Raw genomic sequence first — 25,479 nt, forward strand, 5'->3', positions numbered from 1 at the left:
CTCGACGGCTCCCACAGGGGACCGATGTTGCTGGATGGTCAGGCCACCTGCCCCTCTTTGGCGGCGTTGGCGAGTATGTCTTTTGCGGGCACGTTGACCCATGTGGCGGCGTCCACCTCGCCTTGCTTCGCCAGCCAGTCACCCACCATCTGATAACCCAGCGTGTACCCCAACCACCTGGGCCTTGCCCCGGTGCCGAAGAACCATTCACTGTGGTCGTAATACGTGGCCTCCAGAAGCTGGAGCTCTACCGGCGAACCCAGCAACGCCTCGGGTGTAAGCGCCCTCTCCCACAGCTCCGGCTCACTGCCCAGCACCCGCCGCACAAACTGCCCGGCCAGCCCTTCGCTGATCATCGCCTCACCCAGCGTCCAGCCATAACCCGGCCCCGCCATGCGCAGGCAATGATGCACCTCATGCACCACATGCCGACGCAGCGAGCCACTGCGCAAACTGGCCAGGAAATTCGGGTTGTCGGGGTCAAGGGTCATGCTGAACATCGTGCTGCGATAAGCGCGGCCGACCAGGCCCAGCTCCGGGAGGGTTTCCCCAGGCAATCGCTGGATCAGGACATCCAGGCACGGCGGCGGCATCAGCTCGGCAATTGCCCCGTAGGCGGCCTCAAATTCACGGATCAGCTCAGGGCGAAACTCCGCCAGGCTCCCCGAAGCTTCCAGCCAATGCAGTGTCCATGCGTCCATTCTCACCTCTCGTCGCCAAAGCCGGGATCCGTTTGCAATGCGGCTCATCATACCCACAGGCTGTCATATTCACAGGCCAGCTTATAACCGGGCCAGCAAATTCCGCTGACTAACCTTTCGATCTGTCCCAAGTGCGGGCACAATGCGTGTCCTTTTTTGGCAGGCACCGCCGCAGGCTCTGAAAATGATCAAAACGCCGTACTACCTCATCGACAAACAGAAGCTTCTGGTCAACATGCAGAAGATCGCCTACGTGCGCGAACAGTCCGGCGCCAAGGCTCTTCTGGCCCTTAAATGCTTCGCCACCTGGTCGGTGTTCGACCTGATGCAGGAATACATGGACGGCACCACTTCGTCGTCGTTGTACGAGCTCAAGCTGGGTCGCCAGAAGTTCGAAGGTGAAGCCCACGCCTACAGCGTGGCCTGGGCCGACGATGAAATCGAAGAGATGCTGGATAACTGCGACAAGATCATCTTCAACTCCATCAGCCAGCTGCAGCGCTTTGCCGAACGCAGCGAAGGCAAGACCCGCGGCCTGCGCGTCAACCCGCAGGTGAGCAGCTCCGACTACCTGCTGGCCGACCCGGCGCGCCCGTTCAGCCGTCTGGGCGAGTGGGACCCGGTGAAGATCGAAGGCGTGATCGAGCAGATCACAGGCTTCATGTTCCACAACAACTGCGAGAACGGTGACTTCAACCTGTTCGACCAGATGCTCAACACCATCGAAGAACGCTTCGGCGCGCTGCTGCACAAGGTCAACTGGGTCAGCCTCGGCGGCGGCATCCACTTCACCGGTGAAGGCTATGCCATCGACGCCTTCTGCCAGCGCCTCAAGGCGTTCTCGCAGAAGTACGACGTGCAGGTGTACCTGGAACCCGGCGAAGCGGCGATCACCAACAGCGCCTCCCTGGAAGTGACCGTACTCGACACCCTCTACAACGGCAAAAACCTCGCCGTGGTAGACAGCTCCATCGAAGCCCACCTGCTGGACCTGCTGATCTATCGCCTCAACGCCAAGCTGGCACCGAGCGACGGTGAACACACCTACATGGTGTGCGGCAAGTCGTGCCTGGCCGGGGACATCTTCGGTGAATACCAATTTGATCAGCCGCTGGCCATCGGCGATCGACTGTCGTTCATCGACACGGCAGGCTACACCATGGTCAAGAAAAACTGGTTCAACGGCCTGAAAATGCCGTCCATCGTAGTGAAACAACTCGACGGTACAGTCGAAGTGGTTCGTGAATTTGGTTACGACGACTACCTGTCCAGCCTTTCGTAAAGCGGACAGATAAAGGAGAGATAAAGCAATTGAAAAAGAACGTTCTTATCATTGGTGCAGGAGGTGTCGCCAAGGTGGTGGCCCACAAGTGCGCGCAGCACAACGACGAACTCGGTCGTATTGCTATCGCGTCGCGCAACATCTCCAAATGCCAGGCCATCATCGACAGCGTCAAGGCCAAGGGTAGCCTCAAGGTACCCGCCGATATCCAGGCCTTCGCGCTGAACGCTCTGGACGTGGAAGCGACCAAGGCACTGATCCGCGAGACTGAATCGCAGATCGTCATCAACGTAGGTTCTGCGTTCCTCAACATGTCGGTACTGCGTGCCTGCATCGACACGGGCGTGGCTTACCTCGACACCGCCATCCACGAAGAGCCGGGCAAGGTCTGCGAGACCCCGCCGTGGTACGGCAACTACGAATGGAACCACCTGGAAGAGTGCAAACAGAAGAACATCACGGCCATCCTTGGCGTGGGCTTCGACCCGGGTGTCGTCAACGCTTATGCAGCGCTGGCGCAGCAAAAGCATTTTGACCGCATTGATTCGATCGACATTCTCGACGTCAATGCCGGCTCTCATGGCAAATATTTCGCCACCAATTTCGACCCGGAAATCAACTTCCGCGAATTCACCGGACAGGTGTGGAGCTGGCAGAACAGCCAGTGGACCAGCAACACCATGTTCGAAGTCAAACGCACCGACGACCTGCCTGTGGTCGGTTCGCAGAACCTGTACCTGACCGGCCACGATGAAGTGCACTCGCTGTCGAAAAACCTCGACGTGCCCAACGTGCGTTTCTGGATGAGCTTCGGCGAACACTACATCAACGTGTTCACCGTGCTGAAAAACCTCGGCCTGCTCTCCGAAAAACCGGTCACTACCGCCGAAGGCCTGGAAGTCGTGCCGCTGAAACTGGTCAAGGCCGTGCTGCCTGACCCGTCGTCGCTGGCACCGGGCTACACCGGCAAGACCTGCATCGGCGACCTGGTCAAGGGCACCAAGGATGGCCAGCCGCGCGAGCTGTTCATCTACAACGTGGCCTGCCACGAAGAAGCCTTCGCCGAAACCGACAGCCAGGGCATCTCCTACACCGCCGGCGTACCACCGGTGGCTGCAGCGCTGCTGGTTGCCCGTGGCGAGTGGGATGTGAAGCACATGGCCAACGTCGAGGAACTGCCGGCTGAGCCGTTCCTGAAAGCGCTGGACGTGATGGGCTTGCCGACTCGTATTAAAGACGAGAACGGTGACCGTGCCTGGGATGCGATTGCCTGAGGGTGATAGCTGACTGAACAAAAAAATGCGCCCGAAGGGGCGCATTTTTTGTTGGGGCGATTACCAACCTCAAACACAATGAAGATCAAATGTGGGAGCTGGCTTGCCTGCGATAGCGGTGGGTCAGAACCGAATGGGCGAGCTGACACTCCGCTATCGCAGGCAAGCCAGCTCCCACACTGATCGCGTTGTCTGCTCGATAGCATTTCTATTCAAGATTGCGCGCCGAATTGCTCAACGCCCTTGAACACTGCAACAACGCCGGCGCCAGCTGCTTCTCCGCATCCGCCCGGCTCCACCGACTGGTGGGCGCCACCACATGCACCGCCGCTACCGGCCGGCCATTTGCCCCCAGCACCGGCGCGCCGATGGTCATGTCGCCCAGGAACAGTTCCTGGCCATTCACCGCATAGCCTTGTTCGCGCACTTGCTGCAACGACTCCATGATCCTGTCGACCTCCGTCAGCGTCTGGCTGGTGTGCGCCACCCGCTGGCTGTGCTCGATCAACGCCAACGCCTCATCCTGCGGCAACGCACTCAAATACGCCCGGCCCGACGCCGTGCAGTACATCGGCACCCGCGAGCCAATCGGCATGTGCACCGGCACAAAGCCCGAGCTGACGAAGCGCGCGATGTACGTCATGTCGTAACCCGCAGGCTCCGTCAGGCACGAGGTTTCTCCCGTCAGGCGGGTCAGCTCCGAGAGGAACGGGTTGGCCACTTCAATCAACGAATGCGCATCCAGATAACTGAAGCCCAACTCCAGCACCCGGGGTGTGAGTTGGTAATGGCGGGTGCGCGAGTGTTTCCGAAGGTAACCCAGGCTCTCCAGGGTAAACACCATGCGCTGGGCCGAGCTTTTGGTCATGCCGGCGGCCTCGGCCACCTCTGCAAGGCTCATGCTGCGGCGCTGGGCGCTGAATGCCTTGAGCACCGACAGGCCTTTTTCCAGGGATTGGTTGTGCAAGCTGTTGCGTTCTTCAGACATGGCGAACTCGCGGTCAGGTCGATCAAGCGTGGCGATATTTCTACACCAAACTGCGAAATTCGACCACTTAAAATCGCATACCGATACGAAAGGTTCATTTTGTCGATTTTCTGTACCACAAAACGATTTTATTGAATCGAAATGGCACAGAGCTTGCGGTTTCCTCTCCAGCCGCTTGCGGTACTGACGATCCGTTTTCCTTCTGGAGTAACCCGATGAACAGTCTTTCGCCCTTGTTTCGCCGCCTCGCCTTCGGTCTTTGCGCCACCCTTTGCGTGGCCACCGTGCACGCCGCCGGTGCAGCCTCGTACAAAGTCGGTGCAACGGCCAGCGGCTCGCCGTTTACCTTCCTCGACATCAAGAGCAACAGCATCCAGGGCGTGATGGTCGACGTGGCCAATGCCGTGGGCAAGGCCGGTGGTTTCACCAGCGAAATCGAGCAGACCAACTTTGCCGCGCTGATTCCTTCCCTGACCTCCGGCAAGCTCGACTTCATCGCCGCCGGCATGCTCAAGACCCCGGAGCGCGCCCAGGTGGTGGACTTCAGCGCGCCGGTGTACGCCTACGGCGAAGGCCTGATCGTGAGTGCCGACGACAACGCAACCTATACCGACCTCAGTTCGCTTAAGGACCAAGTAGTGGGCGTGCAGGCCGGCACGATCTTCTACGACATGCTCAACAAGCTGGGCATCTTCAAGGAAATCCGCACCTACGACTCCATCGGTGAAATGGTCCGGGACCTGAGCCTGGGCCGCATCAAGGCCGCCGTGGGCGACCAGCCGGTGGTGGCGTACCAGATCCGCCAGAAGCTGTTCAAAGGCGTGAAACTCGCCGCCGACTACAAGCCGGTCAACGTCGGCGAGGTGTGCCTGGTGGTGCGCAAGGGCGACAGCGAAACCCTCGCACGCCTGAACCAGGCCATCGCCAGCATCAAGGCTGACGGTACCCTGGAGGCGATCCTGAAGAAGTGGGGGCTTGATGCCCAGGTGCAGCCATGAACCCGGCTGAATTCCTGCGGAACGCCCGGGACTTCCTGCCGATCCTGCTTCAGGGCGCCTGGGTGACGATCCAGATCACCGTGCTGTCGTTCCTGCTCAGTAGCGCCATCGGCCTGGTGCTGGCGTTGCTCAAGCTGTCGCCGATCAAGGCGCTGTCGTGGGCGGCGAGCACGGTGATCAACGTGATTCGCGGCCTGCCGATCATCGTGCAACTGTTCTACATCTACTTCGTGCTGCCGGACATGGGCGTGCACCTCAGCGCGTTCCAGGCGGGTGTGATCGGCATGGGCATCGCCTATTCGGCGTACCAGGCGGAGAACTTTCGTACCGGCATCATCGCGGTCGAACAAGGCCAGCGTGAAGCCGCCGAAGCACTGGGGATGCGCTCGGTGCTGATGATGCGCCGGGTGATCCTGCCCCAGGCCTTTCGCATCGCCCTGCCGCCTTACGGCAACACCCTAGTGATGATGCTCAAGGACTCCTCGCTGGTGTCGACCATCACCGTGGCCGAGATGACGCGCCAGGGCCAGCTTATCGCCTCGTCGACCTTCCAGAACATGACCGTCTACACCCTGGTCGCCCTGCTCTACCTGCTGATGAGCCTGCCGCTGGTGTATGGCCTGCGCCGCATGGAACAGCACCTGGGCCGGAGGAAAAAAGCATGATCGAGATTCGCCAACTGCAAAAACACTACGGCACCCATCGTGTGCTGCACGGCGTCGACCTGGACGTGGCCAAGGGCGAAGTGGTGTGCCTGATCGGCCCGTCCGGCTCGGGCAAATCCACCTTGCTGCGCTGCATCAACGCCCTGGAAGCCTACGACGGCGGTACCATCAACGTGTTCGGCGAAACCGTGCAACGTGGCAGCAAGACCGTACACGCCCTGCGCAGCCGCATGGGCATGGTGTTCCAGCGCTTCAACCTGTTCCCCCATCGCACCGTGCTGGAAAACGTGATGGAAGGCCCGGTGTACGTCAAACGCGAACCGCTGCAACAGGCCCGGGAAGAAGCCCTGGCGCTGCTGGATAAAGTCGGCCTGTCGGCCAAGGCCGATGCCTACCCGGAACAACTCTCGGGCGGCCAGCAGCAACGCGTCGCCATCGCCCGCGCCCTCGCGATGAAGCCCGATGCGATGCTGTTCGACGAACCGACCTCGGCCCTCGACCCGGAACTGGTGGGCGATGTGCTGGAAGTGATGCGCACCCTCGCCGATGAAGGCATGACCATGATTGTGGTGACCCACGAAATGGGCTTTGCCCGCGAAGTGGCCGACCGCGTGTGCTTCCTGCACGGCGGCTACATCGTGGAAAGCGGGCCCGCCGAGCAAGTGCTGGGCAACCCGCAACAGCCGCGCACCCAGGACTTCCTGCGCCGCGTGCTGCACCCGACGGCCAACACCCGGAGCCTGTCATGAAGTCACTCTGGGCAGCGACAGCCCCCGCCGCACCGCCGACACCCGCGCTGGCGGAATCCATCAAAGTCGACGTGGCCATCGTCGGTGCCGGCTACACCGGTTTGTCCACGGCCCTGCACCTGGCGGAACGCGGCGTGAGCGTGTGCGTGCTGGAAGCCAACGAACCCGGCTGGGGCGCGTCCGGGCGCAATGGCGGGCAGGTCAACCCGACACTCAAATACGACCCGGATCAACTGGTGCAGAGGTACGGCGCCAAGCGCGCCGAGCCGCTGATCCATACCGTGTCCAACTCGGCCGACCTGGTGTTCAACCTGATCGAGCGCCATGGCATCGACTGTGCGCCCACTCGCAAGGGCTGGATGCAGGTGTCCTACTCTGAAAAAGGCGTGGCGGGCCTGCATGCCCGTGCCGAGCAGTGGGCCCGACGCGGGGTACCGGTGCAGCGCCTGGATGCCGGCGCCGTGTCCGCTCGCATGGGCAGCCAGGCGTTTGCCGGCGGCTGGCTGGATGGCCGCGCTGGCGCCATCCAACCCCTGGCCTATGCGCGCGGCCTGGTGCGGGCAGCGCAGGCGGCGGGCGTGCGCATTCACGGACAAAGCACAGTGACCGCGATGCAGCAGGCAGGCGCCGGCTGGAAGCTGCAGACCGCCAGCGGCGCACAGGTGTCGGCCGGCCAAGTGGTGTTGGCTACCAACGGCTACAGCGGCGACTTGTGGCCCGGCATGGCCCAGAGCGTGCTGGCGGCCAACAGCTTTATCGTTGCTACCCGGCCCTTGAGCGGGCCTGCGGCCGAGAGCATTTTGCCGGGGCAGGAAACCGTCTCAACCGCCCAACGGCTGCTGCTGTACTTTCGCAAGGACGCCCACGGTCGCCTGCTGATGGGCGGGCGCGGACTGTTCAACGACCCCACTGGGCCCGCAGATTTTGCGCACCTGGAACGTTCGCTGGCACTGTTGTTTCCGCAGTTGGGCAAGCTGGAATTCGAGTACCGCTGGGCAGGACGGATCGCGATCACCCGGGACTTTATGCCCCACGTCCACGAACCCGCACCCGGCCTGACCCTGGCATTGGGCTGTAACGGACGCGGGATAGCCCTGTGCACCAGCCTCGGCCAGCAACTGGCCGGACGCCTGTGTGACAGCCGCTCCGACTTCGCGTACCCGGTAACGCCTTTGCAGCGGTTGCCACTGCATGGCTTGCAACGCTTCTACATCGGCGCAGGCGTGGCGTGGTACAGCCTGCTGGACCGCCTATCCCTGTAGGAGCGAGCTTGCTCGCGAAAAACCCGAAGGCGCCGCGTTTCCTCAGGAGACCGGCGCCATCGTCAAAGCTCGCAGACCTCTCCCTCATCACTGAAGAAATAGATATTTTCATGCTTGAAGCCCCAGCGACCGCCCCGCTCGCGAACATGCGGCTCGAAGGTAAAGCACGTCACCTCCTCCAGGCGCCGATGATTGCCCGCCTCGATGTAGAGCCTTTGGTCACGCTGCTCGCAGATGCTGTGGCCGACGTTGCCGGCGAAATCGAGGTTCTCGAAACCCTCGGACGCGATCAGGTCATTGGCGAATGCATGCAGGTCGTTGAACGTCGTCCTGGGCCGGGCGAAGGTGCGCATCATCGCGTGTAACCGGTGCTCTACTTCATAGCCCTTGCTGAACTCCGCACCCGTTGGCACCGCCCTGCACACGCCCTCTTCCACATAGAAAGAGCGCGCGCAATCGCCCCATACAGTGCCGGAGCGTGGACTCAAATCCACGGTGATCAGATTGTGCAAACCGACCGCTTCGTCACTGGGACGATAGTCGCGGCCCGACACAGAAAGCGCACTGCGTGAACCCAGTAATACGAAGGCGGGGCAGTCGTAATACCAGGTCTTCGGATAGCCGGAACCCGCAAGCATCTTCGCCGCCATTTCGGCGATGGAGGCTTCGGTTGACTGTGGGGTGATACGCGTAACGAGCTGCTGCAATACCGACTTGGCGGCGGCCTGGACGACACGATTGGGCAACATGGACCGTCTCTGACTGATGGGTGATTGCGTCGATAGTATCAGCACCCTCCTCAATGACAGGGAGGCCTGCGCGGATTTTTCCGACAACTGTTTCAGGTTGTCGGTCGGACTCGGGCTGACTAACCTCCCGCAGTCGCTGCCCATTCAGCGGCCGGATTTGACCGTCCGCAACCATAGAACAACTGCGCCAAAACCGATCTTGGGCGTTTTTTTTACGCCTGATGTATTGTGTCGCGGCAGCTGTACGCGGGATACCTTCGGGTATGCCGGTTTTGTTCTTTGGGCCGGTCGGTCAACCCGCGTATAGCTGCCACCCTAATCGTTTGACCGCGAATAGTGGCAGCTCCATTCACAAAGGAGCTTTACCATGATTAAAGACAGTCCAAATCCCCCAAATCATGCCGACCGGCTTCAAGAAGCCGCTTACCGCGCCATTCATCACTATCTGAAACCTGACGCCCAACCCCAACCGCCTGAACCCGCCGAGCTACCGTTCGATGGATTGTTTACCGTGCGTACGGACCTGGACACAGAAACCTTGCTGGCCAATGCCTCGCAAGACCTGGCGTCGATCAATGTCATCGCCGCTCACCTGGCGTTCGAAGTCGATGGTACCCAACGCAATGTGGCGCTGGGCATTTGCCGGATGCTGGAAGGTGTGCAGATGCTGGTCGACAAAGCGCTGGATCGATGCGCGGAAACTGCGCCGAGATAAAACTCACTGCGCTAACCGTGCCCACGCGAACGTGGGCACGGTTAGCAGTAACTCTTTGCCTTAAGGCAAGCATTCCCATGGATCAAGGTTGAGAGTTTTAGGTCCCGGTTTAGCAACACATAAAACAAATTCAGCTCCATAGGGAAGGCTGAAGTGATGGAAAGTGCCGTAGACGATTTCCGCACGTTCTGAGAAAACCTTTCGGCCATTCAGTGTAGCGCCATCAACAGTCCAAACTGTCTTATAACCACTTGCACCTTGAGGGCTAGCTGTGCCAACTACTTGCTTATCACCAATATCGTAATCAAAATCCACATTTACGATAGCAGTTTTTTGTCCGAGACTAGTAACCGTGACATTACTGTCAAACTTAGCTTTTCCAATTTCGCACTCTGTTCTTTCTTTATTACAAACGCGAACACTTGCAACAGAAGACTTGAAACTTTCCTGCTCAGCGCCTTTCACCGTCGCGATCCGTGGCTCCCGAGTCACATTAGCGGAAGGAAAAATCCCGTTTGAATCTTTAAAGCTTGATACTGCGACGATAGGTACTTGCTGTGCGGCGCAACCGCCAAGCAAAATAAAACCAAAGACTGACACACACTTTAAATAGTTTTTCAAAACCAACTCTCCTTTTGACTACAAAGTCCATTATCAAAGATAGGGGGATGTGTATCTACGTCCCAGCGCGCATTGTTATTCTGCGGCTCGCCCAAGTAAAGGCAATAGGCCATCATACCTTAACTCAGTTAAAATAGACAATAAATGTCTATTACCATAACGTGGAAAAATCATGCCTTCGTTTTTGTTCATTTTCGCAGTCAAAACACCGACCACCCAATCCGCTCACTCAACAACTCCAGCGCCTTCATCCCCGCCAGCGAATTGCCTGCCGCATTCAACTCCGGCGACCATACGCACACCGTGAACTGCCCCGGCACCACCGCGAGAATTCCGCCGCCTACCCCGCTCTTGCCCGGCAACCCGACGCGATACGCAAAATTCCCCGCCTCGTCATACAGCCCGCTGGTGGCCATGATCGAGTTCACCTGCTTGGTCTGGCGCGCGGTCAGAATCTGCTCACCGCTGTGGGTGCATACGCCTTCATTCGCCAGGAAGCAAAACGCCTTGGCCAAGTCGAGGCAGCTCATCTGCAGCGCGCAGTAGTTGAAGTAGCTGTGCAGCACCGCGTCCACGTCGTTGTGGAAGTTGCCGAACGACTTCATCAGGTACGCCATGGCCGCATTGCGCGCACCGTGCTGGGCTTCGGATTCGGCCACCACGCTGTTGACCAGGATCTGCGGGTTGCCCGACAGCCGTCGCACGAAGTCGCGCATGGACAGGATCGGCACGGCAAAGCGCGACTGGTTGATGTCGCAGATCACCAGCGCACCGGCGTTGATAAACGGGTTGCGTGGCCGCCCACGCTCAAACTCCAGCTGCACCATGGAGTTGAACGGCTGCCCCGAGGGTTCGTGGCCCAGGCGTTCCCAGATGCTTTCGCCACCATGGTCGATGGCCTGCACCAGGCTGAATACCTTGGAGATGCTCTGTACGGAGAACAAGGTGTGGGCATCGCCCGCGCAGTAGAACGAGCCGTCATTACCGTACACGGCAATGCCCAGTTGCTGGGCCGGCACATCGGCGAGTGCGGGGATGTAGTCGGCGACCTTGCCGAGGCCGATCAGTGGACGGACTTCGTCGAGGATCGACTCCAACAGGGCCTGCATGTTTTGTTCGGGCATGGTTTGGAAAATAGTGATTGGCGGGCGCGGAGGATACCTGAAACATCAGGCCCAGGCAGGCCTTGGGTTAATAGGCCTCGCCTTCGTCGCCCCGAATATTGGCAGAGAAGGCGCGGGCTATTTCCCTGGCTTTTGCAAGGGCCTCATCGCTGTAGACAAACGCTATGGAGCCACGGCGGTAATCGAAGTAGTACTGCTGGTGCGTCACCGGAGAGGTCCAGAACGCGGTTTCATTGCCGCTGACGGTGATGGTTTCACCAGTCTTTGGATTGACTCCGACTGTCTCGCTTTCGAGGTTCATCGAGGGGTCATTCGCGCAAAACGAATGCCATTCTTCAGGCGCGATTGTGCTGCTTTCGGCTCTCTCGATGTGGATCTCATAAGCCATTGGTATCTACTCCGGAACAGGGGACTGGGGCAACGACGTTACCAGAAAGCTGGCTTGGCCGATGCCCATGCTGTACCTGTCACGCCCGCTCCCGCCCCTTGAACGCCACCGAAAAACAAAAAAAGATCAGCAACGCAAAACCCGCCGGAAACAGCCAGATGCTGCGCCAGTCATGGCTGCCACCCGCCGCCGCATAGTGGTCGGTCACCTGCCCCGCTACCCAGAACCCGATCAACATTCCCACGCCGTAGGTCGCCAGGGTAATCAACCCCTGGGCCGAACTCCTGAAGCGCTCCGGGGCCTTGGCGTCGGTGTAAATCTGCCCCGAGACAAAGAAGAAGTCGTAGCAGATGCCATGCAGCGCGATCCCGGCAAACAGCATGAAGGCCAGTTCGCCGTTGTTGCCGTAGGCGAACAGCGCATAGCGCAGCGCCCAGGCCAGCATGCCCACCAGCAGCGCGACCTTGATGCCGAAGCGCTGGATGAACAGCGGCAATAGCAGCATGAACAGCACCTCGGACACTTGCCCGATGGCCATTTTTGCCGTGGGGTTGGTCACGCCGATTTCCGCGAGAAACGGGTTGGCGTTCTGGTAGTAGAACGCCAGGGGAATACAGATAAGGATCGAGGCGATGAAGAACACCAGGTAGCTGCGATCCTTGAGCAAACCCAGCGCATCCAGCCCCAGCAGTTGCTTGACACCACCACTGCCCGCCTCGGCTTTCAACGGAGCGGTAGGCGGCAAGGTGAAGCTGTAGAAACCCAGCACCAGTGACGCGATGGCAGACATCAGGAAGGTGTTGCGCAACGCGCCGGTGGTGATCGACTGCTGGGAATCCCAGGCGAACACAAAGCTGATCACCAACCCCGCGACGATCCAGCCCAAGGTGCCCCACACACGGATGCGCGAAAATTCCTGGGCCGGGTCGCTCATTTGCCGGAACGCCACCGAGTTCACCAGCGCCAGGGTCGGCATGTAGATGACCATGTACGCCAGCACGTAGGGATAAAAGCCGACGAAGTCCGGCGCGCGGTACAACTGGTACAGCAGTACTGCGCCGATCAGGTGCAGCACCGCCAGGATGCGCTCGGCGTTGAAGTAGCGGTCGGCGATCAGGCCGATGATAAACGGCGCGATGATCGCCCCCCAGGACTGGGTGGAAAACGCCATGCCGATTTGCCCGCCACTGGCCCCCAGGTTGCTGGCGAGGAAGGTGCCCAGGGTGACGAACCAGCCGCCCCAGATAAAGAACTGCAGGAACATCATGACGCTCAGTCGCGCTTTCATTGTGGTCACCGGTTTATTGTTATTTTGGTAAGCGAAGCGGTGTTCAGGCGTCGGGCAGGCCCAGCAGCCGTCGGTTGGAGTGTTCGTTGGACGTCACGCCGGCAAAGTCATCGAACGCCTTGGTGGTCTTGCGGATCATGTGCTGCTGGATGAACGCCGCCCCTTCTGCCGCGCCTTGTTGCGCATCCTTCAGGCAGCACTCCCACTCCAGCACGGCCCAGCCGTTGAAGTCGTATTGGGTGAGCTTGCTGAAGATTGACTTGAAGTCGATCTGGCCATCACCCAACGAGCGGAAACGCCCGGGGCGGTCGACCCAGCCTTGATAGCCGCCATACACGCCGGAGCGTGCATCGGGGCGGAACTCGGCGTCCTTGACGTGGAACATGCGGATGCGTGCGTGGTAGCGGTCGATGAAGCCCAGGTAGTCCATTTGCTGCAACAGCAGGTGGCTGGGGTCGTAGAGGATGTTGGCCCGGGGATGGTGGTCGACGGCGTCGAGGAAGCGCTCGAAAGAGGCGCCGTCGTGCAGGTCTTCACCGGGGTGGATTTCGTAGCACAGGTCGACACCGGCCGCTTCGAAGCAATCGAGGATCGGCAGCCAGCGCTTGGCCAACTCGGCGAAGCCTTGCTCCACCAGGCCGCCGGGGCGTTGTGGCCACGGGTAGAGGTAGGGCCAGAGCAGCGCGCCGGAGAAGGTCGCGTGTGCGCTTAAGCCAAGGCGTTGGCTGGCGCGAGCGGCGAGTTTCAATTGCTCGATGGCCCACTCGGTGCGTGCCTGGGGTTGGCCCCGCAGGTGGGCCGGGGCGAAGTCGTCGAAGAGCGTGTCGAAGGCCGGATGCACGGCCACCAACTGGCCTTGCAGGTGGGTCGACAGTTCGCTGATTTCGACGCCGGCATGGGCGCAGGTCGCCTTGAGTTCATCGCAGTAGGCCTGGCTTTCTGCGGCGCGGGCCAGGTCGATGTAGCGGGTGCCAAGGGTGGGCAACTGGATTGCCTTGTAGCCCTGGGAGGCCGCCCATTGGGCGATGTTGGCCAGGGTGTCGAAAGGCGCTTCGTCCGAGATGAACTGGGCGAGAAAAATACCGGGGCCGCGCATGTGTGTGATCTCCTTCATAAGTGGCTGGCCAGGGTCGTCCACTTCGCGTCGCCGCGATGGTTGGCGATCACGGCTTCGATAAAGGCCATGCCGCGTACGCCGACTTCAATGCCGGGCACGCCGACGGCTTCAGTGCCTTGGCGAATGGCTGTGGCGAAGTCGCGGTAGAGGTTGGCCATGGCCTCCAGGTAACCCTCGGGATGCCCGGCGGGCAGGCGCATGCGTTGCAAGGCCGCGTCGCACAGCCAGGGCTGGCCGACGCCGGAACGCAGGATGCGCAGGGGTTGATCGAGGGAGCGATGGATCAGGCTGGCGGGTTCTTCCTGGCGCCATTCAAGGCCGCCCTTGTCGCCATAGAGGCGGATCTTCAGCGGGTTCTCTTCACCGGCACACACTTGGCTGGCGATCAACACACCGCTGGCACCGGAGGCCATCTTGAACAGCATGGCGGCATCGTCATCGAGTTGGCGGCCGGGTATGTGGGTGCCCAGGCTGGCGCAGAGCTGTTCGACCGGTTGGTCGGCGACGAACTCCGCGAGGGAAAAGGCGTGGGTGCCGATGTCGCCGATGCAGCCGCCCAGCCCCGACAGCTCGGGTCGGCTCCGCCAGTCCGCCTGCTTATTGCCCTCTCCGGCCACGTCCTGGCTGAGCCAACCCTGCGGGTACTCGACGATCACCTTGCGCAGGGTGCCGATGACACCGCTGCGCACCATCTCACGTGCTTGCCACACCATCGGGTAGCCCAGGTAGGTATGTGCCAACCCGTAGCGTCCGGGACTGGTGTTGACGACGTTTGCCAGCGCCTGCACTTCGGCGAGATTCAACGCGGCAGGCTTCTCGCTGAACACATGGAAGCCGGCCCGCAAGGCCTGGGTCGCGATGGGAGCATGCAGATGATTGGGGGTGACGATCACCAGCAGTTGCATGCGCTGATCGGCCGGCAGTGCCTGTTCCGCCGTCAGCATCTGCTGCCAGTCGCTGTAGCAACGGGACGCGGGCAAGCCCAGGGCGCTGCCAGTGTTCCGGTTGTTCTCGGGCTCGCGGCTGAAGGCCCCGCACACCAATTCATAACCGCCATCCAGCCCCGCCGCCTGGCGGTGGGCCTGGCCGATGAAGGCGCCCTCACCGCCGCCAACAAAGCCCATTCTTATTTTTTGCACTGCAGCCGTCATCGCAAGTCTTCTCTTTATGGGCTATTACGGATCACGATGTAACCGGTTACATCGTGCCGGAAATTTAGGCCCAGTTGCTCGCGGTGTCAAACCCCGACTGCGGTAAACTTGGCGGCTGCTGCTCTGATAACGAGGTTGTCTTGTCCAATATTCGCGAAGTCGCCCGCTTGGCCGGGGTTTCGGTGGCCACCGTGTCCAGGACCCTGGCCAGCCCTGAACGCGTGCTCCCCGAGACCCGCGACAAGGTCAACGCCGCCGTGGAACAGACCGGCTACCGGCCGAACCGCATGGCGGTGCAATTTCGTTCGCGGCGCACCGGTAACCTGGTGATCCTGGTACCGGCGATTGCCAACACGTTTTTCGCCCGGGTCATCAGCGGTGCACAACAGGCGGCGCAGGCGTCGGGTTACCGGTTGCTGTTGTGCGACACCCGGGGCCAGGCTGAAATCGAAAAGCAGTTCGCCGAACTGGTCCACGCCCATCAGGCCGATGGGGTGATTCAGTTGCGGGCCTCTGACCCGTTCAGCGACTGCAGCGACTCACCGCCACTGGTGAACGCCTGCGAGGTGATCCAGGACGGTCGCCATCCCACCATCAGCCTCGACAACCGTGGTGCAGCCCAGGCCATGACCCAACACTTGATCGACCTCGGCCACCGCCGCATTGGCTTGATCAAAGGCCCGAAAAGCAGCCCGCTGACCCGTGACCGCGTGGCCGGTTATGAAGATGCCTTGCTCGCGGCCGACATCCCCCGCGACCCGGCGCTTATCTGCCACGGCGACTTCACCCTGCACGCCGGTTTCGAAGGCGCAGGCAGCATGCTTGCCTTGCCCGAGCGCCCCACCGCGCTGTTCTGCGAGAACGACGAAATGGCCATCGGCGCCTTGAAGCGCATCAAGCAACAGGGCCTGCGCGTGCCCCAGGATATTTCCCTGGTGGGCTTTGATGACATCCCCTTCGCCGCCTATTGCGACCCGCCGCTGACCACCATCGCCCAGCCAGCCGAAACCTTCGGGCGCAAGGCGGTCGAGATGCTCATCGCCCTGATCGAGAAAACCCCGCTGCCGGAACGCCAGGTGGTGTTGCCGTTCGAACTCACCTTGCGTGGCAGTACGGCAGCGCCCAACACTCAATAGTGCGCCACGTCCGACACCTGGGTGTCCAGCACGTCCCGCGCCAAAGCCCAGGCTTGATCCCGGGATTCCACCACCAGCAGCGGGTAGCCCCACGCTTTGCCAAACATCACCGCAAACGGCTTGAGCGCCAGGCGCTTGGCCGAGCTGGGCTCCACCTGAATCATGCCTTTGACGAACGCGCGCAAGGCCACCTTGTTCTTCTTCATCCAGATCGAGGCTTGTTTGCGCTCTTCGTGGGAGTGCTCGTGAGCGCTTTCATCCACGGCTTTTTCGTGAAGCAAAACGAAGGGTTCCTCGCGCCGCAGCAAGGCCTCGAACGCGACAAAGGTGTCTTGCGGGGGCGTGTCGCTCGGGGCGTCGAAGACGATTTTCACCACGGGGAACATTGCACTGTCGAGTTGCATGGGAAGCTCCTTTAACGAGAATGTTTCTCATAATAGCCATGCCATCACTGGACGCCATTGCACAGAATAGCCAGAATGTTTCGCATTCCAGCCAAGACGTACCTCCGCCATGTATACCCACCGCCTCGAAACCCGTGACCCGCTGCGCCCGGCCATGGCCGATGCGATTCCCCGAGCCGTGGTAGCGGTGAGCGCCTCAAGCACTTCCGCCAGCTGGGAACACACGCCGCACCAGCACCGCAAGGGTCAGTTGATGTACACGTTGCGCGGGGTGATTCATTGCGTCATCGAAGAAGGTATCTGGATCGTGCCGCCCCAGTGCGCGCTGTGGATTCCGGGTGGCCTCTCCCATGCGGCACGCGGTTCGGGACCTGCGGATGTCTACTGCCTGCTGGTAGACCCCGATGCCGCCAGCGCCCTGCCCCGGCAATGCTGCACGCTGGCCGTGTCGCCGTTGTTACACGAGTTGATCAGCAAGGCCGTGAGCTTTCCGCCGCTGTATGACACCGAGGGCGCGCAAGGCCGGTTGGTGGCCACGCTGCTGGACGAACTGGCACTGGCCCCGGTCGAGGCGCTGCACCTGCCCATGCCCCAGGACCCAAGGTTGAGACGCCTGGCCGACAGTTTGTTGGCCAACCCCGGCGACAAGGCCACCCTCGGCGAATGGGCGGTGCGTATCGGCATGAGCGAACGCAGCATGACGCGCCTGTTGCTGGAGGAGATCGGCCTGAGTTTCGGGCGCTGGCGCCGGCAGCTGCATGTGATCCTGTCGCTGCAGCGCATGGCCAAAGGCGAAAGTGTGCAGAGGGTAGCGCTGGACCTGGGCTATGAGAACGCCAGCGGCTTTATCACCATGTTCCGCAAGGCCATCGGCAAACCTCCGGCGCGCTACCTGGCAGACCGCGCGGGCACATCCGAGCACACAACGCCCGCTATCGCCTTGCTGGATTATTATAAATAGTCAGGTATAAGCATTTTTAGAGCTTAAGGACTAGAACGGTTAAATCATTCCAGCCAAAAAAATCAAGCCAGCCTAAAATACTTATCGCACACTAAAAAATTTGCACTAGCATATGAGTACTCCCGTCCAGAAATCCGCTTTCAACACCCGCCAGCAAACCGCCTTACCCCCCGTAAATAAAGTGCCGAATGTTAAAATTTGTCACGTTTTGGCGTATTCAATTCGATTAACATCTAAACGCCTGCAGCGATTGAATTGACGGCCTCGCATGCCGGAAAAGGGAGCAACGTGATGCATTTTTCCAACGTCCTCGCTATTGCACGGACCCCATCGAAATCCGAGGACTTCAGCGAGCTTATAGTTCGTACTGTACCGAAAAATCTAAAAGTCGATACACGCTCCTACGGCCAACTAATTGGTCCCTATGAAAGCCATGGACATTACCGTGCCATCATCATAGAGATTGACACCCCCTCTGCCAGCACCCAAACGCTGGACATCATAAAGAAAACCAGATCCGAGAACCCCGGCAGCACCATTTTTCTGGTTGTCACCTTCGCCACCACACTAAGCAAAACCAAATATTATCTCGCAGGCGCCGACTACTGCATAAAGGTCGTCGAGAGCTCGCCCGAAAAAAAACTTGCGCTCTTCGCCGCGTTTCTCAGCGAGACATACTGGCTAAGTAATACTGATTTGCTACTCGACCAGGACCGCATGTGCATCTACGGCGGCGGCAAAAAGCTGGAAGTCTCCTTCGTCGAAATGAAAGTACTGGAAGCCCTCATTCATAATCGATTGCTCAGCCACGATGAAATTGCAGTTGTCATGGGACTTAACGCCCGATTTTATGATTCGCGAGCGCTCGAAAAATCGATCAGCCGTTTGCGCGGCAAAATAAAATCGCACTATGGAAGCAATATAATTCAAAGTATTCGGGGTTACGGCTACAAACTTAGCAGAGGCCTTGCTTCGGTGAATCATGTCCAACCCGTCAAGGAGCGGCCAAACCGTGAATAGCGGAAATCTATTGCTTGCAGCGTCCGCCGACTTCAAGTTTTCGCGCCAGGCGATACTTGAACGAAGTTGCACCTTATGGGGCAGTGAAATTCGAGTTCATGCCGAGCACGCTCTCGACACCTTGCCCGATGATGTGCGCCCCTTTTATTCCGAGCAACTTAAGTACGCCTACAGTGAAGCCCTGCAACACACAAAGCCCAACTCATTTGCCCGAGAAGGAAAACGTTTGCGTGTGGACAAAAGCCCGGGGCTCCACAAGTTTTTCCGGGTCGAGCAATCCTTGTTGATGAATGAAGACCTGCTCAAGGAAATCATCAATACGTCGGCCATACTGGAAAAACACAAACAACAACTTATTGTCAGCGTTGAAAATACACTGGATACTCTCCCCGGCCCGGTGGAGCGTAGAAACATGATCCGCCAACTGTATAGCCTGAAAGACCGCAGCACTATCAAGCTTGCCTATAACAATTACACATTACATACAAAAAACACCGACCTGCTGATCGACTTGAGTCTTTATGACTATATAAAAATGCCCTTTCCAGACTCGGCCCTCAGGCTCAGTCTGAACACGCGCTCAGGCCTGTTCGACCGGCTTTACGACCAGATGCTGGGGCTGATGAGCACCACCCGGGTCTCGTTCATCGCCGACAACGTCGAGTATGCCGACAGCGCACTTCTCGCCAGACGCTTGCCTTTTGACTATTTTCAGGGCCCCTACTTCTCCCCTGCGGATAGTTTATGAACCCCCGTACTTTCCTGGAATCGGTGAATGCCATGAGTTCTCTCAAGAAACACACATTTACATCCACGTACCCGTCAATTGCGCTGCATGATTTCACGCCCAATGTGGCATTTTTACATTACGACGTCGACAGCGGCCCGCTGGTCGAAACCGCTGAGAAAACAGCGGAGTCCTCGGCCAGTTCCTACGCCGTGACCAGTGAGCAGAATTTCAATCTATGGCTCAGCAATTATGTGGCCGCCAAAAGACTCTATGAGGCCAATAACCGACTAACCCGACAACTTTACGACGCTTCCAAAAACCCGAAAATTGCCGTACTCAAATCAGAACCCGGCGGCCCCGATCTTAATAACACCCCCGCGGAAGTTGTTAATTCAACCCCCGCCTTGCGCACCCCGGATGTGTGGTTATTGACCCAACAAGACCGGGCACTGGTCAAAGGCGGACTGCGTATTTCCTTGACGACTATTGAGTCGGCACTGATCAAGAAGATGTTGCACCATGAAGAACGTGTGGTGAGCAAAGAAGAACTTATCCGGAACATCGGGCGCGAACCCGATCTCTATCGCGGGCTCGAAATGTGCCTCAGCCGACTGCAGGACAAGTTCAAGCGCGTCAATGATGGCGAGCGCCTGTTCCGAGCGGTACGCAACCGCGGCTACTGCCTCACACAAAAAATAAAAAGCCCTTTGAGCAGTCGCAGCAGCGTCGCCGAACAATAATTATTTCATAAAAATTACAATTCACCCTGCCTATTAAAATCCTTTTCTATCTGCCATTTTATAACAACATGCCCGCGTTATAAGTCGTCAGCCATTGCTCCCTGCCATTTATTACTATCAATACGCACGCCTACGCGTGCGCCTGCCATTTGATAGTCATTAAAACCACGCCTCGCTTTAACCTGCCAGCACGTGAGTGGATACCACAGGGAGCAGAAGTATGCTTAACAACAGAAGAATGCATCGTAACCTTACACCCAAAGGTCTCACCTTCTGGGGGCAGTGGGCTATTGCCTTGAGTGTGGTCGTTGTACTTTTGTTTTCACTGGTACTGTTCAAGACCGGACAATTGGAAGCCCACTACCGGATATTGGCAGCCATTACAATACTGGCCTCTATCCCGGCCTACATGTTATGTGATGTCTATAGCAAAAAGGATGATTTTTTTGTAGGGCTGGGACGATTATTTACAGGCTGGTTATTGACCCTTGGGATATTGACTGTGGTCGGTATGGCCTGTAATGCCAGCTCGCTGTTTCCTCTGGAAACCCTGCTACTCTGGGCCGCCGTCAGCTATCCACTACTAGCACTTTGCTACATCCCCATTCACAGTCTCTCCCGCCACTACCATCGACAACTTCACGAACGTCAGAAATCGCTGATTATTGGCACCGGAAAACTTGCAACCGACTTGGCCAACACTCTTGCCAGGCAAAAACGTTCGCCGTTAGTTGGCCTCGTAGGTCCGGCCAGTACCGTGCCCCAGACCAGCGCTCAACCTCAAATTCTCGGCGATTTGCCGGACCTTCCCGCACTGATCAGGCAACACGGAATTCGCCGGCTGTACATCACTCATTCGCTCCAGGAAGCCACGCATATCGAGGCGCTGTACCTCAACCTGCTGGAGATCAGCGTGGACGTGATCTGGGTGCCCGACCTCAACAACATGCTGCTGCTCAACCACAGCGTGGCCGAGGTGGATGGCTTGCCGGCAATCTTCCTCAATGAGAGCCCGCTGACCAGTCGCCCGACCGCGGCACTGAGCAAGTCGCTGCTGGACAAGAGCCTGGCGCTGTTGGCGATTGTGCTGCTCAGCCCGTTGCTGCTGCTGTTCGCCCTGCTGATCAAACTCACCTCCCCTGGCCCGGTGATTTTCAAGCAGGACCGTCACGGCTGGAATGGCGAGGTGATCAAGGTCTGGAAGTTCCGCTCGATGCGCGTGCATGACGACCACGAAGTGCGCCAGGCAAGCCGCAACGACTCGCGCATTACCGGCGTGGGGCGCTTTATCCGGCGCACCTCCATCGACGAGTTGCCGCAGCTGTTCAACGTGTTGCAGGGGCATATGGCACTGGTGGGTCCGCGCCCCCATGCCGTGGCCCACAATGACTACTACTCGGGCAAGATTCGCGCCTACATGGCGCGGCATCGCATCAAGCCCGGCATCACCGGCCTGGCGCAAGTCAACGGCTGCCGTGGCGAAACCGAGACCCTGGAGAAGATGCAAAAACGCGTCGATATCGACCTGAGCTATATCAACAACTGGTCGCTGTGGCTCGACATCAAGATCCTCTTCAAGACCCCGTTTACCCTGCTGTCCAAAGACATCTATTGACCCTCCCTTCCCCGTGTCGCTGCAACGGCGACGCGGGGCACCAGACGCCCTCAGGGGCGTCGTCTTCGCTCCCCGCCATTCTCCCCTATCGGCCGTAAAGATAACGCCCACAGCGACGCCTGGGCGTCCAGGCTCACGCCATTCGTAGAGGGTTCACAGAGGGGAAGTCAGGGAAGTGTTGCTCGCCGGCATTGCACCTGGCGTTGTGTTGCCAAGGCCTTCTCACTGCCTGGCGCGTTCAGCACCAGGCAGTGAGCAACCTTGTCGGCAAATGCCGCGCCGTCACTCAGTGATCTTCTCGAAGTTGTTGTAGAACAGCTCGCTGTCACGCCCATCGGTCATCGTCTGCAGCGAGTAGGCACGGTTCAGGCGCGCGCCGCCGTCGCGGGTCAGGGGTGCCCAGACGACGTTGGCCCGACGCATCGTCGAGGTGCTCATCAACTCGTCGAACGGGACGGAAATGTAGATCCCTTTGTCGAAGCTGCCCTCGCCGTACTCTTCTTTCGAGGCGGTGGTCAGTGTCACCCAGCCACCAAATTTCACGCCGTTCTTGAACTGCCGGGAGATGTCGACGGTGGTGCCCCAGTCCCGCGCCAGATAACGGCCCACACTGACTGCCGCCAAGGTGTCATAGGGCAGCTCTGTGTAGCTGGTGACATGGCCGGTGATGGTCTGGTAATCACGCAGGCCGAAGCCCTGATTGAAATCACGCTGGCGCACGACGTTCAGGTCTGCACCCACCGACCAGTGCTTGCCCGCCGGCCGAAACAACACTTCGCCGCCCACCCCGGCGTACATGGACTCCAGATAACCACCGTAGACCATGCCATACAGGTCCCGGTCCAGCCGCGCCGCATGGTTGAACTGGAAGTTTGGCATCGTCACATCCGACGTCGTCATGTACTGGCGCAGGTCGGTGCGCACCCGCGGCAACCCGCTGGGTGCGTCGTAGGTGAACTTGTCGTAGTTGTTCAGCAGGTTGGCGCTGAGCAAACCGCTCCACCAGGTGTTGCGGGTAAACCGGTACTCAGCGTCGGCATCAGCGGTGAACTGATACAGCAAGCCGTTGGGGCCGCCGATGTTCTGTTTGTAACCCAGGCCCAGGCCGTAGCTGAACGGCGCCTGCTTGCCGGTGTAAAGCGTGGTTTCCCGATGGGCAATCGCCGGATTGACCTCGGTGGCACGGTGCAGATCCGTCAACGGCTGCTCGTTGTTCACCACCGCGCGGAAGGTGTCGCGGGGCACGCTGGTTTCTTCGATGGGCATGTCATAACGCTTGTTCACCAGGGTGAACCAATCGATGTCCTGATTGGCGCTGTTGTCGAGAATACGGCTGGCGCGCCCGACGGCCTTGGCTGAGTAGAAGTAGCGCTGCTGCTCGCCATATACCATCAACTCCGAGCCGCGCTGGGCAATGCGCTCCACCTTGTAGCCGGCATTCTGCTGCAGCCGGTCGGCGACACTGGCCCAGTTGACCTGGTCGGGCGGCGTGGTCGGCATGCGTGCGGGCAACGGTTCGGCGGGCGGGTCATAGGTCTTGACCGGTGCCTTGCGGCTGACAAAGTTGGTGTGCAGGGTGATGCCGAACATCGCGGTGTTTCCGCGCTCCCAGGCCGCACTCAGGTCAACGCTGTCGGCCAGCTTGTAGACCACACCGATATTGACCGGCGAGTCCTGCTTGATCGGGTTGTCCAACGGTTCGTGCTTGTAGTCGTTGCCCTCGTATTCGAGCTTCAGGCTCAAGGGCTCCCACGGCGTTTGATAGGCGATCCCGCCAAACAACGAAGGACGGCCCCTGAAGTAGGCGTTGGAGTTCACGTCCCCTGCCCTGGCGACGACTGCGGTGCTCTTGGGCCGGTCGTTGAACTTGCTGCCGAACACCGACAGCGGGTTGCTGAAGTCCCCGCGATTGCCCAGGTAGCCCCAGGCAATGCCGAGGCTGAAATCCAGGTTGGCATAGCGCTTGTTGGCGACGAAGTATTCGCTGGAAAACAACCCGGTACCGCCGATGTCCCGGGCGCCGAAGGCCACTTGCGGCGCCCAGTGGCTTTCTTCCCAGAGCCGTGCCTTGAAGTCGATGGCTTTGTCTTTGAAGCTCTGGCTTCCGCTCAACGCCTCGGCACCGTACTTGCGGTTGCTGATGGCGGTGTAGCGAAACGAGCCCTCCAGCCAGTCGAACGGCTGCAAGGAAAAGCTGTAGCGCGAGTAAGGATCGGTCCGGTTGGCGTTGGCGCTCAGTTCGCCCGCCGGGGCCATGCGTGCGGTGGGGGTCTGTAACAGGCCCACGCCGCCAAAATCATTTTGGGTGTAACGGGGCTCACCGTGAACCAGCCCACAGGGCAAAAGCAATACAGCTGCAAAACGTAAATTCAAGGGTTCACCTCAGCCAACGGTTGAGTGGCGAAAAACTCGGCCAGTTGTTGGTTGAGATCAGGGGTCGGCGTCTCAAGATCATCGCTGCGCAGCGGCACCAGGATCCGGCTGCCGGGAGCGGCCACAACACCCTCCTGCCGATTCCAGGCCGCCACGCCCACACGCCGTACCTGGCCGTCGGGCTGGATCAGCCACAGGTCATCGCGCTCGGCGTCGTCGAGCACGGTGCAGTCGCGGACGTAATCCCGGATTTCCCTCATCGCCTGGTACGGCACATTGCAGGGCTGCGCGACCGCCCCCAGTACCTCAACGGTGGAGGGTCTTGCGGGGTAAAAAAGCTGGTCGCCCTCATCGAGCAACGCGTTGCGGGCGAACCCCGCCTCCACGGCGATCGGGTCCAGCACGGCCACCTGACGGCCGGTGACGGGCAACTGCTCGACCTGCCGGTACAGACGCGCACTCAAGTCCGCCCGCGTGTGCTTGTTATCCAGCAAAGCCCCTCGTTGCAGCAGTTTCAGGTCGAACAACACGCCCGCCTTCAAACGGGCCTGCTTGCCTACCTGCGACCGGTGCAGCCATGCGGCGCCCAACCAGTAGCTTTCGGCATTGGGCTGGGCCTCGCGAATCACGTCCAGCAAGCGCGCACCGGGCTTGATGTCGAAGGGGCCGGGGCTGCGCACATCACCGCTGACGGTGACGGCCGCTTGGCCAACGCCTGGGCCGATCAACAGCAGCCCAAGGCATAAAAGGTTCGAACACTTCACCGGACGGCCCCCCGATCAGGGCGCAACTGCACGATTTTCAACACCAGCCGGGGCGTCAGGTGCTGCTCGCTGCGCCAGATGAAACCATCCTGCGGATCGACCCAGTAACGGTTGGTGGCGCGGAAATTCAAGGTGGGCACCTCCACCTGTTCGTCGATGCGCAGCAAGGCGTAATCCTTGTCCAGAATGCGGAGGGTCTCGATACCGTGGGGGCTGAAACGGCTGTTGACCGCAAGACCGATTCGGTTGCCGTCATAGAGGTCGATCCAGCGGGTGCTGGCATAGCCATCGGGCAGATGCTGGAGGCCGCGCTTGAACGGCGACTCGCCACTGAAACGGGTGCCGTCCAGGGAAACTCCCAGCCCGACGGTGCGCACCACCAGGCCGTTGCGCATCATCAGCACTTGCTTGCCGGAGGCGACCCAGAACTCCAGGTCGCCCCGACGACGGGGCATGGCCATCACCCCTTCGCTGACAGCGGTGGTGACCAGGATTTGCGGATACGGCACCGCGTCGACCTGGGCGCGGGTCACGTTGATGGAGGCCGGGCCGGTGACGGACGTTTCGAGGGTGTACCACGACGCTCTCATCAACGGGTTACACCCGCACAACAAGAGCGCCATCGACAGACAGGCGCAGCTAGGCAAAATTTTCACCACGGGAT

At 59.6% G+C, this 25,479-nt stretch carries 26 protein-coding genes; 13 read left to right on the top strand and 13 right to left on the bottom strand.

What is annotated here, in order from left to right:
• Positions 1 to 38: 38 nt before the first annotated feature.
• Positions 39 to 701, bottom strand: a complete 663-nt coding sequence (locus tag MUM_RS0116935; RefSeq protein WP_010171868.1) for a DUF2268 domain-containing putative Zn-dependent protease — start codon at positions 699 to 701, stop codon at positions 39 to 41.
• Between the two features lie 184 nt (positions 702 to 885).
• Between MUM_RS0116935 and MUM_RS0116940 the strand changes: the two genes are divergently transcribed.
• Entirely contained in the window at positions 886 to 1,983 is a 1,098-nt protein-coding gene (locus MUM_RS0116940; protein ID WP_010171870.1) for a carboxynorspermidine decarboxylase, read from the top strand.
• A 29-nt stretch (positions 1,984 to 2,012) separates the two neighbouring features.
• A complete protein-coding gene (locus tag MUM_RS0116945) occupies positions 2,013 to 3,257 on the top strand; it encodes a saccharopine dehydrogenase family protein (RefSeq protein WP_003211412.1) in 1,245 nt (414 codons plus the stop codon).
• Between the two features lie 208 nt (positions 3,258 to 3,465).
• On the opposite strand, the gene MUM_RS0116950 is transcribed toward MUM_RS0116945, so the two are convergent.
• Positions 3,466 to 4,245 carry an IclR family transcriptional regulator gene (locus MUM_RS0116950; protein ID WP_008435411.1) on the bottom strand — a complete coding sequence of 260 codons (780 nt, stop codon included), beginning with the start codon at positions 4,243 to 4,245 and terminating at the stop codon, positions 3,466 to 3,468.
• A 215-nt stretch (positions 4,246 to 4,460) separates the two neighbouring features.
• Here MUM_RS0116950 and MUM_RS0116955 point away from each other — a divergent pair, with 215 nt between their 5' ends.
• The 4 genes from MUM_RS0116955 to MUM_RS0116970 are packed head-to-tail and all read left to right on the top strand — an operon-like array spanning position 4,461 to position 7,919.
• On the top strand, positions 4,461 to 5,243 hold the full coding sequence (locus MUM_RS0116955; protein ID WP_010171875.1) for an ABC transporter substrate-binding protein: 783 nt from the start codon (positions 4,461 to 4,463) through the stop codon (positions 5,241 to 5,243).
• Entirely contained in the window at positions 5,240 to 5,908 is a 669-nt protein-coding gene (gene ehuD / locus MUM_RS0116960) for an ectoine/hydroxyectoine ABC transporter permease subunit EhuD (protein ID WP_010171877.1), read from the top strand. The genes MUM_RS0116955 and ehuD overlap by 4 nt, the downstream gene beginning before the upstream one ends.
• Positions 5,905 to 6,657, top strand: coding sequence for an amino acid ABC transporter ATP-binding protein (locus MUM_RS0116965; RefSeq protein ID WP_010171879.1), 753 nt, complete (start codon positions 5,905 to 5,907; stop codon positions 6,655 to 6,657). The genes ehuD and MUM_RS0116965 overlap by 4 nt, the downstream gene beginning before the upstream one ends.
• Entirely contained in the window at positions 6,654 to 7,919 is a 1,266-nt protein-coding gene (locus MUM_RS0116970) for an NAD(P)/FAD-dependent oxidoreductase (protein WP_010171881.1), read from the top strand. The genes MUM_RS0116965 and MUM_RS0116970 overlap by 4 nt, the downstream gene beginning before the upstream one ends.
• A gap of 62 nt (positions 7,920 to 7,981) precedes the next feature.
• On the opposite strand, the gene MUM_RS1000000132840 is transcribed toward MUM_RS0116970, so the two are convergent.
• On the bottom strand, positions 7,982 to 8,668 hold the full coding sequence (locus MUM_RS1000000132840; RefSeq protein WP_010171883.1) for a M24 family metallopeptidase: 687 nt from the start codon (positions 8,666 to 8,668) through the stop codon (positions 7,982 to 7,984).
• Positions 8,669 to 9,035: 367 nt separating this feature from the next.
• On the opposite strand from MUM_RS1000000132840, the gene MUM_RS0116980 reads away from it, so the two are divergent.
• Complete coding sequence (locus tag MUM_RS0116980) at positions 9,036 to 9,383, top strand: DUF6124 family protein (RefSeq protein ID WP_010171885.1); 348 nt, start codon at positions 9,036 to 9,038, stop codon at positions 9,381 to 9,383.
• Positions 9,384 to 9,443: 60 nt separating this feature from the next.
• On the opposite strand, the gene MUM_RS1000000134205 is transcribed toward MUM_RS0116980, so the two are convergent.
• From MUM_RS1000000134205 to MUM_RS0117005, 6 genes are all read right to left on the bottom strand, one after another.
• The gene (locus MUM_RS1000000134205) at positions 9,444 to 10,004 is read right to left on the bottom strand and encodes a hypothetical protein (protein WP_141629516.1); all 561 of its coding nucleotides are present in this window, start codon (positions 10,002 to 10,004) and stop codon (positions 9,444 to 9,446) included.
• A gap of 200 nt (positions 10,005 to 10,204) precedes the next feature.
• Entirely contained in the window at positions 10,205 to 11,113 is a 909-nt protein-coding gene (gene glsB / locus MUM_RS0116985) for a glutaminase B (RefSeq protein ID WP_010171887.1), read from the bottom strand.
• Positions 11,114 to 11,195: 82 nt separating this feature from the next.
• Entirely contained in the window at positions 11,196 to 11,516 is a 321-nt protein-coding gene (locus MUM_RS0116990) for a hypothetical protein (protein WP_010171889.1), read from the bottom strand.
• A gap of 79 nt (positions 11,517 to 11,595) precedes the next feature.
• Positions 11,596 to 12,804, bottom strand: coding sequence for a nucleoside permease (locus MUM_RS0116995; RefSeq protein WP_010171891.1), 1,209 nt, complete (start codon positions 12,802 to 12,804; stop codon positions 11,596 to 11,598).
• Positions 12,805 to 12,847: 43 nt separating this feature from the next.
• Positions 12,848 to 13,900 carry a sugar phosphate isomerase/epimerase family protein gene (locus MUM_RS0117000; RefSeq protein ID WP_010171893.1) on the bottom strand — a complete coding sequence of 351 codons (1,053 nt, stop codon included), beginning with the start codon at positions 13,898 to 13,900 and terminating at the stop codon, positions 12,848 to 12,850.
• 14 nt (positions 13,901 to 13,914) lie between these two features.
• On the bottom strand, positions 13,915 to 15,045 hold the full coding sequence (locus tag MUM_RS0117005; RefSeq protein ID WP_010171895.1) for a Gfo/Idh/MocA family protein: 1,131 nt from the start codon (positions 15,043 to 15,045) through the stop codon (positions 13,915 to 13,917).
• Positions 15,046 to 15,212: 167 nt separating this feature from the next.
• Here MUM_RS0117005 and MUM_RS0117010 point away from each other — a divergent pair, with 167 nt between their 5' ends.
• Entirely contained in the window at positions 15,213 to 16,208 is a 996-nt protein-coding gene (locus MUM_RS0117010) for a LacI family DNA-binding transcriptional regulator (protein ID WP_010171898.1), read from the top strand.
• Here the strand turns inward: MUM_RS0117010 and MUM_RS0117015 are convergent.
• Positions 16,202 to 16,612, bottom strand: coding sequence for a hypothetical protein (locus tag MUM_RS0117015; protein WP_010171899.1), 411 nt, complete (start codon positions 16,610 to 16,612; stop codon positions 16,202 to 16,204). The two genes, MUM_RS0117010 and MUM_RS0117015, sit on opposite strands and share 7 nt — an antisense overlap.
• A 109-nt stretch (positions 16,613 to 16,721) precedes the next feature.
• On the opposite strand from MUM_RS0117015, the gene MUM_RS0117020 reads away from it, so the two are divergent.
• The 5 genes from MUM_RS0117020 to MUM_RS0117040 all read left to right on the top strand — a co-directional run bounded on the left by MUM_RS0117020 (position 16,722) and on the right by MUM_RS0117040 (position 21,678).
• Positions 16,722 to 17,573: an AraC family transcriptional regulator gene (locus MUM_RS0117020; RefSeq protein ID WP_010171901.1), complete on the top strand. Its 852-nt coding sequence runs from the start codon at positions 16,722 to 16,724 to the stop codon at positions 17,571 to 17,573.
• Between the two features lie 291 nt (positions 17,574 to 17,864).
• A complete protein-coding gene (locus MUM_RS0117025) occupies positions 17,865 to 18,593 on the top strand; it encodes a winged helix-turn-helix domain-containing protein (protein ID WP_010171902.1) in 729 nt (242 codons plus the stop codon).
• A complete protein-coding gene (locus MUM_RS0117030) occupies positions 18,586 to 19,341 on the top strand; it encodes a hypothetical protein (protein ID WP_010171903.1) in 756 nt (251 codons plus the stop codon). Before MUM_RS0117025 ends, MUM_RS0117030 begins: the two co-directional genes overlap by 8 nt.
• Before the next feature lie 32 nt (positions 19,342 to 19,373).
• On the top strand, positions 19,374 to 20,063 hold the full coding sequence (locus MUM_RS0117035) for a winged helix-turn-helix domain-containing protein (RefSeq protein ID WP_029615957.1): 690 nt from the start codon (positions 19,374 to 19,376) through the stop codon (positions 20,061 to 20,063).
• 220 nt (positions 20,064 to 20,283) lie between these two features.
• Positions 20,284 to 21,678 (top strand): undecaprenyl-phosphate glucose phosphotransferase, encoded by a 1,395-nt coding sequence (locus MUM_RS0117040; protein ID WP_029615958.1) that lies wholly within the window; start codon positions 20,284 to 20,286, stop codon positions 21,676 to 21,678.
• Between the two features lie 282 nt (positions 21,679 to 21,960).
• Here the strand turns inward: MUM_RS0117040 and MUM_RS0117045 are convergent, their stop codons facing one another.
• The 3 genes from MUM_RS0117045 to MUM_RS0117055 are packed head-to-tail and all read right to left on the bottom strand — an operon-like array spanning position 21,961 to position 25,471.
• Positions 21,961 to 24,051 carry a YjbH domain-containing protein gene (locus tag MUM_RS0117045; protein WP_029615959.1) on the bottom strand — a complete coding sequence of 697 codons (2,091 nt, stop codon included), beginning with the start codon at positions 24,049 to 24,051 and terminating at the stop codon, positions 21,961 to 21,963.
• The gene (locus tag MUM_RS0117050; protein WP_010171907.1) at positions 24,048 to 24,815 is read right to left on the bottom strand and encodes a capsule biosynthesis GfcC family protein; all 768 of its coding nucleotides are present in this window, start codon (positions 24,813 to 24,815) and stop codon (positions 24,048 to 24,050) included. Before MUM_RS0117050 ends, MUM_RS0117045 begins: the two co-directional genes overlap by 4 nt.
• Positions 24,812 to 25,471 (bottom strand): YjbF family lipoprotein, encoded by a 660-nt coding sequence (locus MUM_RS0117055; protein ID WP_032881964.1) that lies wholly within the window; start codon positions 25,469 to 25,471, stop codon positions 24,812 to 24,814. Before MUM_RS0117055 ends, MUM_RS0117050 begins: the two co-directional genes overlap by 4 nt.
• Positions 25,472 to 25,479: the final 8 nt, after the last annotated feature.

The organism is Pseudomonas sp. PAMC 25886 (genome assembly GCF_000242655.1).
Taxonomy (GTDB): Bacteria; Pseudomonadota; Gammaproteobacteria; order Pseudomonadales; family Pseudomonadaceae; genus Aquipseudomonas.